The 12,134-nt window shown below is 70.8% G+C and carries 11 protein-coding genes; 9 read left to right on the top strand and 2 right to left on the bottom strand.

Annotated features, from left to right (window positions below; all coding sequences use genetic code 11):
• Window positions 1–145: 145 nt before the first annotated feature.
• The 4 genes from ABIA32_RS22020 (at window position 146) to ABIA32_RS22035 (ending at window position 5,139) form a co-directional block, all read left to right on the top strand.
• Window positions 146–1,513, top strand: coding sequence for an MFS transporter (locus tag ABIA32_RS22020; RefSeq protein WP_370098078.1), 1,368 nt, complete (start codon window positions 146–148; stop codon window positions 1,511–1,513).
• Window positions 1,514–1,543: 30 nt separating this feature from the next.
• Window positions 1,544–1,744 (top strand): CopG family transcriptional regulator, encoded by a 201-nt coding sequence (locus ABIA32_RS22025; protein ID WP_370098081.1) that lies wholly within the window; start codon window positions 1,544–1,546, stop codon window positions 1,742–1,744.
• 210 nt (window positions 1,745–1,954) lie between these two features.
• The gene (locus ABIA32_RS22030) at window positions 1,955–3,751 is read left to right on the top strand and encodes a DEAD/DEAH box helicase (RefSeq protein ID WP_370098083.1); all 1,797 of its coding nucleotides are present in this window, start codon (window positions 1,955–1,957) and stop codon (window positions 3,749–3,751) included.
• An 83-nt stretch (window positions 3,752–3,834) separates the two neighbouring features.
• A complete protein-coding gene (locus ABIA32_RS22035; protein ID WP_370098086.1) occupies window positions 3,835–5,139 on the top strand; it encodes a sensor histidine kinase in 1,305 nt (434 codons plus the stop codon).
• Between the two features lie 73 nt (window positions 5,140–5,212).
• Here the strand turns inward: ABIA32_RS22035 and ABIA32_RS22040 are convergent, their stop codons facing one another.
• Window positions 5,213–5,635 carry an SsgA family sporulation/cell division regulator gene (locus ABIA32_RS22040; RefSeq protein WP_370098089.1) on the bottom strand — a complete coding sequence of 141 codons (423 nt, stop codon included), beginning with the start codon at window positions 5,633–5,635 and terminating at the stop codon, window positions 5,213–5,215.
• Window positions 5,636–6,008: 373 nt separating this feature from the next.
• Between ABIA32_RS22040 and ABIA32_RS22045 the strand changes: the two genes are divergently transcribed.
• The gene (locus ABIA32_RS22045) at window positions 6,009–6,647 is read left to right on the top strand and encodes a response regulator (RefSeq protein WP_370098349.1); all 639 of its coding nucleotides are present in this window, start codon (window positions 6,009–6,011) and stop codon (window positions 6,645–6,647) included.
• A 57-nt stretch (window positions 6,648–6,704) separates the two neighbouring features.
• Here the strand turns inward: ABIA32_RS22045 and ABIA32_RS22050 are convergent, their stop codons facing one another.
• Window positions 6,705–7,493, bottom strand: coding sequence for a DUF3152 domain-containing protein (locus ABIA32_RS22050; RefSeq protein WP_370098092.1), 789 nt, complete (start codon window positions 7,491–7,493; stop codon window positions 6,705–6,707).
• Window positions 7,494–7,767: 274 nt separating this feature from the next.
• Between ABIA32_RS22050 and ABIA32_RS22055 the strand changes: the two genes are divergently transcribed.
• From ABIA32_RS22055 to ABIA32_RS22070, 4 genes are all read left to right on the top strand, one after another.
• Window positions 7,768–8,415, top strand: a complete 648-nt coding sequence (locus ABIA32_RS22055) for an IclR family transcriptional regulator (RefSeq protein ID WP_370098095.1) — start codon at window positions 7,768–7,770, stop codon at window positions 8,413–8,415.
• 30 nt (window positions 8,416–8,445) lie between these two features.
• Window positions 8,446–9,264 carry a S16 family serine protease gene (locus tag ABIA32_RS22060; RefSeq protein ID WP_370098097.1) on the top strand — a complete coding sequence of 273 codons (819 nt, stop codon included), beginning with the start codon at window positions 8,446–8,448 and terminating at the stop codon, window positions 9,262–9,264.
• A 179-nt stretch (window positions 9,265–9,443) separates the two neighbouring features.
• Window positions 9,444–10,556 carry a 4-hydroxyphenylpyruvate dioxygenase gene (gene hppD, locus ABIA32_RS22065; protein ID WP_370098099.1) on the top strand — a complete coding sequence of 371 codons (1,113 nt, stop codon included), beginning with the start codon at window positions 9,444–9,446 and terminating at the stop codon, window positions 10,554–10,556.
• A gap of 135 nt (window positions 10,557–10,691) precedes the next feature.
• Window positions 10,692–12,092, top strand: a complete 1,401-nt coding sequence (locus tag ABIA32_RS22070) for a M1 family metallopeptidase (protein ID WP_370098102.1) — start codon at window positions 10,692–10,694, stop codon at window positions 12,090–12,092.
• Window positions 12,093–12,134: the final 42 nt, after the last annotated feature.

The raw sequence follows: 12,134 nt of genomic DNA on the forward strand, positions 1-12,134 counted from the left end.
TGTTCTCTCGTGGGAATGACGTTACGGGAGGGTGCCCGGGTTGGGTCAACGCTTCCGGCCGAGGCTTGATCCGGGGCAACGGGCCCGTCATCGGGCGCAACAAACGACAGGGGCAATCTCCCGATCCACCCCTTACACTCGGTCAGTGACCACCCTCACCCATCCCACGGGCGTCGACGACGCGTCCGCCGGGATTCTCGACCGTCCGTTCCGCATGCTCACGATCGGCATCGTGGCCTGCGTGCTGCTGATCGCGTTCGAGGCGATGGCGGTCAACACGGCCCTGCCCGTCGCCGCGAAGGCGCTGCACGGGGTGGGGCTCTACGCCTTCGCCTTCACCGGCTTCTTCACCTCCAGCCTGCTCGCGATGGTGGTCTCGGGGGAGTGGTGCGACAAGCGCGGGCCGATGCTCCCGCTGGGCGTCGGGATCGCCGTGTTCGGGGTCGGGCTGGTGCTGGCCGGGACCGCGACCTCGATGTGGACCTTCGTCGGCGGGCGGGTCACCCAGGGGTTCGGCGCCGGGCTGGTGATCGTCGCGCTCTACGTCGTGGTGGGACTGCGCTATCCGGAGCGGCTGCGGCCCAAGGTCTTCGCGGCCTTCGCCGCGTCCTGGGTGCTGCCGTCGGTGATCGGTCCGCTGGTCGCCGGGACGGTCACCCAGCACATCGGCTGGCGCTGGGTCTTCCTGTCGATACCGGTGCTCATCGTCGCCCCGCTGGTGCTGATGCTGCCGCAGCTGCGTGGCCTGCACGGCGGTGACGCCGACGGTCAGCCGCTGGACCGGCGACGGCTGCGGCTGGCGCTCGCGCTCTCCGTCGGCGCCGGTCTGCTGCAGTACGCGGGGCAGCGGCTGGACCTGTGGTCGCTGCCGCCCGCCGCGCTGGGCGCGGCGCTGCTGGTCCCCGCCGCGCTGCAGTTGCTGCCCCGCGGAACCTTCCGCGCGCGCCGCGGGCTGCCGACGGTGATCCTGCTGCGCGGCATCGCCGCGGGCGCGTTCATCTCGGCCGAGGCGTTCATCCCGCTGATGCTGATCACCCAGCACGGCTACTCGCCGACCTTCGCCGGGCTCTCGCTCGCCGGCGGCGGCATCGCCTGGGCCGGCGGCTCCTGGCTCCAGGGACGCCCGTGGGCGGAGCCCTACCGGCTGCGCCTGGTCCAGGCGGGCCTCGCCGTGGCGACGGTCGCGGTGGGCCTGGTCGCCCTCGCGGCACAGCCGTCCGCGCCGGCGCCGCTGGTCGCGGCCGCGTGGACGCTGGGCGGCTGCGGTATGGGGCTGGCGATCGCGAGCATCGGCGTGCTGCTGTTCGCCCTCTCCGCTCCCGAGGAGACCGGCGCGAACTCGGCGTCCCTCCAGGTCAGCGACGCGCTGGGCAACATCGTCTGCACCGGCCTCGCCGGTGTGCTGTTCACCACCCTCGGCACCGGCACGACCTCGGGCTTCATGGCGGTCTTCGTCGCGATGACGGCGTTCATGGCCATCGGCGTCGCGGTCTGCGGCCGCGCCCGACCCTGATCGGTCCCGTGTCGGCGCTAGCGTGGAGTCATGGCACTGAACGTGAGCCTTGACGAACCTCTCTCGGTCGCGCTGCTGGTCCAGTCGGAGGCCGAGGGCCTCACCCCGCAGGCCCTGGCCTCCCGCGTCCTGCGCGACTACCTCGGAGCCCACGGCCACCCCCTCGGCGTCGCCACCACCGCCCGCGAGGAAGCCGCCCGCTGGCGCGAACTCCTGGAACGGCTGGGATGAACGCCACCGAGGCGGATCGGGAGGAGGTCCGGCGGATCGGTGCGCGCTGCGCCGCAGCGCATGCCCTGCTGCTGAGCAGACTCGGGAAGTGACGCGAGGCCGAGCTCCCCTCGGCCCGACGCCCGCGCCGGTAAGCTTGCCGGGTTGTCCGATCGAGGGCCCGGGTGGGTCCGGTGGGCAGCTTTCCTGACGTCGACCCCGCCGGAGACCGTGAGTACCGCCACCTCTTCCCACGCGTCGCACCACCTTTCACCCGCCTTCCCCGGCCGCGCGCCCTGGGGTACGGCCGGCAAGCTGCGTGCTTGGCAGCAAGCCGCTATGGAGAAGTACGTCGAGCAGCAGCCGCGCGACTTCCTCGCGGTGGCCACGCCCGGCGCAGGGAAGACCACGTTCGCGCTGACGCTGGCGTCGTACCTGCTGCACAGCCATGTCGTGCAGCAGGTCACCGTCGTCGCGCCGACCGAGCACCTGAAGAAGCAGTGGGCCGAGGCCGCCGCCCGGATAGGGATCAGGCTCGACCCGGCGTACAGCAGCGGTCCGCTCTCGCGGGACTACCACGGCGTCGTCGTCACCTACGCGGGCGTCGGGGTCAATCCGATGCTGCACAGGAACCGGGCCGAGAACCGCAAGACGCTGGTGATCCTCGATGAGATCCACCACGCCGGCGACTCCAAGTCCTGGGGTGAGGCCTGCCTGGAGGCGTTCGAGCCGGCCACCCGACGCCTCGCGCTCACCGGGACGCCGTTCCGCTCGGACACCAACCCGATCCCCTTCGTCGGCTACGCCGCCGGTGGCGACGGCATCCGGCGCAGCGTCGCCGATTACACCTACGGCTACGGCAACGCGCTTCAGGACCACGTCGTCCGGCCGGTGATCTTCCTCTCCTACAGCGGCAACATGCGCTGGCGCACCAAGGCGGGCGACGAGCTCGCCGCCCGGCTCGGCGAGCCGATGACCAAGGACGTCATCGCCCAGGCCTGGCGCACCGCGCTCGCGCCGCAGGGCGACTGGATGCCCAACGTGCTGCGCGCCGCCGACGTCCGGCTCACTGAGGTGCGCAAGTCGATCCCCGACGCGGGCGGCCTCGTCATCGCCTCCGACCAGGAGTCGGCCCGCGCCTACGCGAAGATCATCCGTGAGATCACCGGCGAGGGCGCCACGCTCGTCCTCTCCGACGAGGCCGAGTCCTCACAGCGCATCACCGACTTCTCCGCCGGCGCCTCGCGCTGGATGGTCGCGGTCCGCATGGTCTCCGAGGGCGTCGACGTCCCCCGCCTCGCCGTCGGCGTCTACGCCACCTCGATCTCGACGCCGCTCTTCTTCGCCCAGGCCGTCGGCCGCTTCGTCCGCGCCCGCAAGCGCGGTGAGACCGCGTCCGTCTTCCTGCCCACCATCCCGACCCTGCTCTCCTTCGCCAACGAGATGGAGGTGCAGCGCGACCACATCCTCGACAAGACGAAGAAGAACAACGAGGACGACCTCTTCTCCGAGGAGGACGCGCTGCTGGCTGAGGCCGAGAAGACCAAGGACGAGGCCGACGGCGGCATGGACGACCTGCCGTGGGAGGCGCTGGAGTCCGACGCCGTCTTCGACCGGGTGCTCTACGACGGCAAGGAGTTCGGCATGCAGGCGCATGCCGGCTCCGAGGAGGAGTCGGACTACCTCGGCATCCCCGGCCTGCTCGAGCCCGACCAGGTGCAGATGCTGCTCCAGCGTCGCCAGCACCGGCAGATCCAGCGGAGCAAGACCAAGCCGGCCGAGGAGGCCGACCTGCTGGAGCTGGAAGCCGAGAAGCGACCCGTCGTCACCCACCAGCAGTTGCAGGAGCTGCGCAAGGAGCTCAACGGCCTGGTCGGCGCCTGGCACCACCGCACCGGGCAGCCGCACGGCACCATCCACAACGAGCTGCGCCGGATCTGCGGCGGCCCGCTCACCGCGCAGGCGACCGCGAACCAACTTCAGGCCAGAATCGGCAAGATCCGCGAATGGGCCACCAAGATCGATTGACCGCGAAGTAAGCTGTCGTGCCGTGTGGGGGTATGCCGAACAGGCACACGGAGCGAGCCCGCGCGAGGTTCGGAGGGGGAGAAGTGGTCAGCACGGTCCGTGAGGTCCGCAGGATCGGGCACCTGGCACGAAGGACCGGGCGGGGACTCGGCGCACCCGTGCACCTGATCATGCTCGCGCTGCTGCTGCTGGTCGGGTTCCATGTGATCGTCCTCGAGGGTCACCCCCACAAGGCGCCCCTCGTACTCAGCCTGCTCGCCGCCTTCGGCGGCGTCTACCTGCTCGCGCCGCAGGTCTGCCGCCGGGTCGGTGCGAACGCGGCGCGCTGGTCGACGGCGCGGGAGGTCGTGCCGGAGGCCGTGCTCTGGCTGGTCGCGCTGACCGCGCTCTGGCTCTCGCTCACCGTGCTGGTGCTGGAGTTCGAACTCATCCTCGCCCCGCTCTACTTCGTCTACCTGCTGGTGCTGCCGGTCCGTCCCGGCCACGTGATCGGCGGGCTGACCGGGGCAGCGCTGCTGCTGCGCATGCTCGTCCACGGCACCCAGGGCTCGCTGCCCTTCCTCGGCCTCCTGGTCGGCGCGGGCCTGGCGCTGGGGCTGGCCCGTTGCCTGGTGCTGATCGGCGGGCTCCGCTGCCGTGACAAGGCTCTGGTCGAGGAGTTGCGCCGGGTCAGCGAGTCGACCATGGAGGAGGAGCGCGAGGTGGGCCGGGTCGAGGAGCGCGGCCGACTGGCGCAGGACGTGCACGACACCGTCGCCCAGGGACTCTCCGCCATGGCGATGCTGCTCCAGGCGGCCGACGAGTCGCTGACGAGCGTCGCCCACCTCGACAAGGCCAGGACCCGGCTGCGTGCCGCGGCCGAGATCAACTCGGTGGCCCTCGGGCAGGCGCGGGACATCGTCCACGGCATCGCCTTCTCCGAGCTCGGCGACGGTGGCCTGCCGCCGGCCGTGCGGCGCTACGTCGCCCTGGTGCAGCGCACCCTGATCGCCCGCGAGCAGGTGCGCGGCGGCGAGCAGCGGCTCGTCTTCACCCTGAAGGGCGCTCCCTTCCGGCTGCCGCTGGCCACCGAGAGCGCGCTGCTGCGGGTGATCCAGGAAGCCGTCAACAACGCGCTGCGCCACGGCTGGGCGACCAGGGTCGAGGTGATCCTCAGCTACCTCGCGGACCGGCTCACCGTCGAGGTCCGCGACAACGGCGTAGGCCTCCCGCCCGGCGTCGTCGCCGGCGCGGAGCGCGCGCCCGCGCCGGAGGGCCTGGGCCTGGGCGCGATGCGCGACCGGGTGGAACGCGTAGGAGGAGAGCTCGCGCTCTCCTCCTGGGTGGGCCGAGGCACCATCGTCTCGGTCGATCTGCCGCTTGCCGGTCTCGCGCGGCTGAGCGCGTAACCCCTCCTCGGGTGGTCGCGCGCTCCTCTGACGAGTTGCCAGGCCTGCGGTCGGGCGGCGCCCCGGGCAGCGCCTAGCGGCGCGACTCGGCGGTCAGCAGGCGGGTGATCCCCCGGTCGAGCCACTCGTCGGTGAACTCCTCGCCGAACGGCGTCAGCATGTCCGTCCGCAGCAGGAAGGCGTGCAGCGCGACGAGCGGGGCGATCAGTTCGGCCTCGCCCTCCGGCGAGCGCAGCGTGATGGCCACGAGCTCGCCGTCCTGCCACTCCAGCGGGCGGACCTGGATGTCGCCCTCCCCGGCGACATCGCTCAGTCCGTCCAGCAGCAGCTCGCGGGAGACGGTCCACTGCACCGGTTCGTCGCCCGGCAGGAAGAACGTCAGCTGGATCGCCCAGGGTGTGACCCGGTTGAAGGTGAGCCGGACCGGAACCTGGAAGCTGACTCCGGCGTGGGTGGCCAGCTCCATCATGATCTGGCCACGCAGCGTGCTGTTCATTACGTCTGTCCGTACCTTTCCAGAACTGTCCCCGGCCCGAAGGCCGGGGAGGGGTGCCGGACGGATTCCCCCCGTCGTGCAGCCCGTTGATGTGCGCGGAGCGCTCCGGTCGAGAAGACGACCGGTCATGATCCTGATCATTTCTGATCGGTCACGGTGGGTTCATCCCCCCTCCGGAGGGATCAAATCGGACTGAAAGGGTGCAGAAAAACCAGCCGATCGAACCTGGACAATCATCGATCTCACCTGGTAAGTGGCTCAAACCAACCATTCGTACCCCGTCCCAGAGGGCTGCCCCCTACACTTGAGCCGGAAACAGCGGCGAGGAGTTGATGCGGCAGTGGCAGCGCGAGGACCGGAAGCCGACGCCGCCGTGCGCGTTCTGGTCGTCGACGACCACCCCGCGATCCGCCTTGGCCTGCGGGTATTGATCGAGGATCAGTACGATCTCCGGCTCGTGGCTGAAACCGGCAGTGTCGGCCAGGCACTTCAGCTCCTCGAGCGCGCCGAACCGCACGAACGCCCCGACGTCGTCCTGCTCGACCTCGATCTCGGCCAGGGCACGGCCGGCGGTCTCGACCTGGTCAGACGGCTGGACGCGATGGACGAGCCGCCCGCCGTGCTGGTCTTCAGCGGCCACAACAGCGACCAGGACATCTTCGCCGCGATCGACGCGGGAGCGGTCGGCTTCCTGGGCAAGGAGACCGACCCGGAGGCCCTGCTGGCCGGCATCCGCGCCGCCGCGCGCGGCGAGACCGTCCTCGGCGCGACGGCGGTACGCCGGGTGCTGCGCCGCGTCCGCAGCAGTGCGCCTGCACTCTCCTCCCGCGAGGTCGAGGTGCTGCAACTGCTTGGCGAGGGGCTGCCGAACCGTAAGATCGCCGCGCGCCTCTACATCAGCGAGGCGACCGCGAAGGGCCATCTGGCCAGCATCTACGCCAAACTGGGCGTCGACACGCGGGGTGCGGCGGTCGCCACCGCCGTCCGCGAGGGCCTACTGCGGCTGGGCTGACAGCTAACAGCTGCCAGCTGACAGGCCCTCAGGCGGGCGCTCGGCGATGAGCCACGATCAGCGCGTGGGCGGGCCGGTGAGGTAGCGGCCGTCGGAGCTGAACGGCCAGCCGTTGATCACGCAGCCGTAGAGCCCCTTGATCTGCTGCATCATCACCGGCGCGGGCCGGCCGGGACCGGGGCAGCCGACGTGGCCGTGGCCCAGCGAGTGGCCGACCTCGTGGTCGATCGCCAGCGCGTGGTAGAGGTCGGGCTTTCCTGAGTAGTAGCCGGTCAGATTGATCCAGCGGTTCATGTTCATCACGACGGCGTCGCCGTTGTTGCTGCAGTTGACTCCGCCGTACTCGTTGACGTGCAGGTGGATCAGGTTCCAGCACGTGGTGATCGCGGTCCGCGGCGAGACCAGGTAGACGGTGAAGGCCGCGCTGCCCGAGGCGACCCGCTGGAAAGCGAACTGCCCGCCCGCGCTCCAGCCCCGCTCGGTGTTGTCGAGGATCGCGTCCACCTGGGCCGCGAAGTCGGCGGGGCGGACCCCGATCCCGTTCTCCGCCGCGATCCTGTAGCGGTAGAGCCTGCCGTGTCCGACCACGCCCGTCCAGCCCGAGGCGTAGCTGAAGGTTCCGTCGCCGCGCTGCACGATCGGTGTCGCGTGCGGCGAGGGCGAGGCGCTCGGAGGCGGGCTCGGAGGCGGGCTCGGGTTCGCCGGTGCTGCGGAGGCCTTCGCGCCGCCCTGGAGCGCGCCCGGCGCGCCGAGCAGGGCGTAACCGCCGCCGAGCACCAGGGCAACGAGCGCGAGCGAGAGCGGGGCGCGGGCGGACCGGCCAGGACGAGGCTTGCTGGGGTGCATCGGCACTCGGACTCCCGGCTCGGCGAAGGATCGTACGACTGCCGTTCCACGAAGGGGGTCGAAGGATGCCCGGAACGCTCTGATTCGCCCATTTCCCGCCGAGTTTCGGTCGCCTCCCCGCCGTCCGCTCGCTCTCCGCCTGCTCTCCGCCGGCTCTCCGCTCATAACGAATGGTGACCGAAATCTGGACAGGTACTTCCGCAGAGCGGTGCAACGTCAATACGGTCCTCGCACTCACCTCGGATTTTCAGGCAGGCGGAAGGAGGCACGCGTCGTGACCGCTGAGACATCGCAGACGCTCGACCGCGGCGTGCGCGTCCTGAAGCTGCTCGCCGACTCGGAGCGCGGCCTGACCGTGACCGAACTGGCCATGCGCCTGGCCGTCAACCGGACCGTCGTCTACCGGCTCCTGGCCACCCTCGAGCAGCACGGCCTGGTCCGCCGCGACGTCGGCGGGCGCGCCCGCGTCGGCCTCGGCGTGCTCAGGCTCTCGCACCGGGTCCACCCGCTGCTGCGCGAGGCCGCGCTCCCCGCCCTGCGCGGGCTGGCCGAGGACCTGGGCGCGACCGCGCACCTGACCCTCGTGGACGGCAGCGAGGCGCTGGTCGTGGCGGTGGTCGAGCCGAGCTGGACCGACTTCCACGTCGCCTACCGCACCGGTGTGCGTCACCCCCTCGCCGAGAGTGCGGCCGGCCGCGCGATCCTCGAAGCCCGGGAGCTCCGCTACGGGCAGCAGCCCGAGCCGGGGTGGGTGACCGAGGTGGAGGAGCGCTCCGGCGCGAGCGGCGCTGCTGCGCCGCTGCTGGGGCTGAGCGGGATCGAGGGCTGCGTCGGTGTGCTGATGCTGTCCGGCCTGGCTCCGGAGCGGGTCGGCCCGCGGGTCGCCGAGGCGGCGACCGAAGTCTCGGAGGCGTTGCGTTAGACCGCTCGGGAGTCTGCCTAGAATTCGGGCGTGTCCTCCTATCTGTCGTGGCTCGCCCCGCGTCGTGCCCGGCTGGCGCTCTGCGCCGCCGCGGTCGCCGCTCCGATCGTCGTGGCCGCGGTCGTGCCGCTGCCCTACACGGTGCTCACGCCGGGGATCTCGGTGAACACCCTGGGGAGCTACCAGGGCGCCGAGGTGATCAGCATCACCGGACACCCCACCCGGCAGACGGACGGCCAGCTCCGGATGACCACCATCGCGGCGACCCTGCCGAACTACAGCCCGCGCATCGCCGAGGTGGCCCAGGCCTGGTGGGACCCGAACCGGGCGGTCGTCCCGCGTGGTTCGATCTACCCGGCCGGCCAGTCCCTGTCGCAGGTCAACGCGACCAACCAGCAGGCGATGAACGACTCCCAGCAGGCCGCGACCACGGCCGCGCTGAGCTACCTCGGGATCCCCGCCTCGCAGGTCAGGGTGCAGCTGAAGCTCGCCGACGTCGGCGGGCCCAGCGCCGGGCTGATGTTCACCCTCGGGATCATCGACGAGCTCAGCGGCAACGGCACCGGCCGGGCCGGTGCCGCCGGGGACCTGACCAACGGCCAGGTCGTCGCCGGAACCGGTGAGATCAGCGGCAACGGGGACGTCGGCGCGGTCGGCGGCGTCGCACTCAAGACGAAGGCCGCGGCAGCCGACGGTGCGACCGTGTTCCTGGTCCCGCGCGGCGAGTGCTCGGACGCCCAGGTGGACACCCCGAAGGGCCTGCGCCTGGTGCCGGTGGACACCCTGGACCAGGCGGTGAAGGCGCTGGAGGCCATGCAGACCGGGGCCGGCGCTGTCCCGCACTGCTGACACCGCCATCCGGTCCATCCGAAGGAGAGAATGGAGGGAAGTGAGCAGTCTGCGCAGCTGAGGCCCGCCCGTAGGGGGTGAGCTGTACAGCTTGCGCAGCGATGTGGGGCATGGTTGCGCAGCTCGTGGATCGGGGAGACGGTACGCGCAACGGGCTCCACCCACGGAGGTGCACCACCATGAGCAGTCAGACCGACGTCTTCCCGGTCAAGGGCATGGACGCCATCGTCTTCGCAGTCGGCAACGCGAAGCAGGCGGCCCACTATTACTCCACGGCCTTCGGTATGCGCCTGGTCGCCTACGCCGGCCCCGAGACGGGCGAGCGCGAGACCGCGACCTACGTGCTGACCTCCGGCGGCGCGCGCTTCGTCTTCACCTCGGTGATCAAGGCGACGACGGAGCGGGGCAGCTTCCTCTCCGCGCACGTCGCCGCGCACGGCGACGGTGTGATCGACCTGGCGATCGAGGTCCCCGACGTCCGGCACGCCTACGAGCACGCGGTCGCCCACGGCGCGAAGGCCCTGGTCGAGCCGCACGAGCTCAAGGACGAGCACGGCACGGTGGTGCTAGCGACGATCGCGACCTACGGCGAGACCAGCCACACCCTGGTCGACCGAAGCGGCTACGACGGCCCTTACCTGCCGGGCTTCGTCGCACGCGAGCCGATGGTCGCCTCCGGCAAGCGGCTCTTCCAGGCGGTGGACCACTGCGTGGGCAACGTCGAGCTCGGCAAGATGAACGAGTGGGTCGCGTTCTACAACCGGGTCATGGGCTTCACGAACATGAAGGAGTTCGTGGGCGACGACATCGCCACCGAGTACTCGGCGCTGATGTCCAAGGTGGTGGCCGACGGCACCCGCAAGGTGAAGTTCCCGCTGAACGAGCCGGCGATCGCGAAGAAGAAGTCGCAGATCGACGAGTACCTGGAGTTCTACGGCGGCCCCGGCGTCCAGCACATCGCGCTGGCGACCAACGACATCGTCGCGACGGTGCGCGCGATGCGCGAGGCCGGCGTGGAATTCCTGGACACGCCGGAGACGTACTACGACACGCTGGGGGAGTGGGTCGGCGAGACCCGCGTCCCGCTGGACGAGCTGCGCGAGCTGAAGATCCTGGCGGACCGGGACGAGGACGGCTACCTGCTGCAGATCTTCACGAAGCCGGTGCAGGACCGGCCGACGGTCTTCTTCGAGATGATCGAGCGGCACGGGTCGATGGGCTTCGGCAAGGGCAATTTCAAGGCGCTCTTTGAGGCGATCGAGCGCGAGCAGGACCGCCGCGGCAACCTGTAGAGGCGGGGGTCAGTTCCTCGCGCCCCTGGATAGTGCAACTTCCTCGCCGCCCAAAAGGTGTCCCATGTGATCCCGGTCACCTTTTGGGCTACTTCCACAGGCGACTGACGGTGTGTCGAAATTACCGTTGGTCAGGTGACGAACCGTCTGATTCTCGCCGCCGCCGCGATCCTCGCCTGCGGCGGGCTGCTCGGGGCAGCCACCCCCGTCTCGTCGACCGCGCCCGGCGCGATGGGCTCGGCAGGGGTGGGGGATCCCTATCTGCCGCTCGCCGGCAACGGCGGGCTGCACGTGCGCCATTACGCGCTCACGCTCTCGTACCAGCCCAAGACCGCGCACCTCGACGGCTCCGCCGTCCTCTCCGCCGTCGCCATCCAGGACCTCGCCGGATTCGACCTCGACCTGCTCGGGCTCGACGTCCACCGCGTCACCGTGGACGCGCAGCCGGTGAGCTGGAGCCGGAACGGCCAAGAGCTCCAGATCACCCTCGGCCGCACCGTCGCCAAGGGCGCCACCTTCGAGATCGCCGTCGACTACGGCGGCAAGCCGCAGCCGGTGACCGACGCCGACGGGTCGCCCGACGGGTGGATCGCCCTGCCGGGTGAACAGGGCGCCTTCGTCGCCGGGGAGCCGCAGGGGGCGATGACCTGGTTCCCCTGCAACGGCCACCCGTCCGACAAGTCCAGCTACGACATCACTGTCACCGTTCCGGCCGGCTACACCGCCGTCTCCAACGGCGTGCTGCGCAGCCAGCGCACGGTCGACGGCCGGAGCACCTTCGGCTGGCACGAGTCCGCGCCGATGGCCGCGTACCTCGCGACCGCCAGCGTCGGGCGCTTCGACGTGCGGCAGTACTGGACGCCCGGCGGGCTGCCCGTCTACACCGCCGTCGATCCCGCCGAGGTCGCCGACGCCGGGCCCGTCCTCGACCAGCTGCCCGACGTGATCGCTTGGGCCTCGGCCACCTTCGGTCCCTACCCCTTCGACGCGGCCGGGGCGATCGTCGCCCACGCCAAGAGCATCGGTTACTCGCTGGAGGCGCAGACCCGCCCGGTCTACGACGAGGCGCCGGACGTCGACACGCTGGTGCACGAGACCGCCCACCAGTGGTTCGGCGACTCGGTCACGGTGACGCAGTGGAAGGACATCTGGCTGAACGAGGGCTTCGCCACCTACGCCGAGTGGCTCTGGGGCGCCGCCCACGGCGGCCAGAGCACGCACCAGCGGCTCGCCGCGCTCTACGCGCTGCCCGCCACCGATCCGCTCTGGGCCAACCCGGCCGGCGACCCGGGCGGCCTCGCCCACCTCTTCGGCGAGCCGAGCTACGCACGCGGCGCGATGACGCTGCAGGAGCTGCGCGAGGCCGTCGGTGACAGCGCCTTCTTCACCATCCTGAAGCGCTGGACCGCCGAGCACCGGCACGGCCACGCCACCACGGCCGACTTCGAGGCGCTCAGCGCGAACGTTTCGAACAAGAACCTCGACGCTCTCTTCGCGACCTGGCTGTACGGACCGGGCAAACCGGCGAAGATGTAGAGGTGGGGACGAACCCCACGCCGAGGGGGCAGAGCCGAATGA

This window comes from Streptacidiphilus sp. MAP12-20 (assembly GCF_041262525.1).
In the GTDB taxonomy this organism is placed as follows: Bacteria; Actinomycetota; Actinomycetes; order Streptomycetales; family Streptomycetaceae; genus Streptacidiphilus.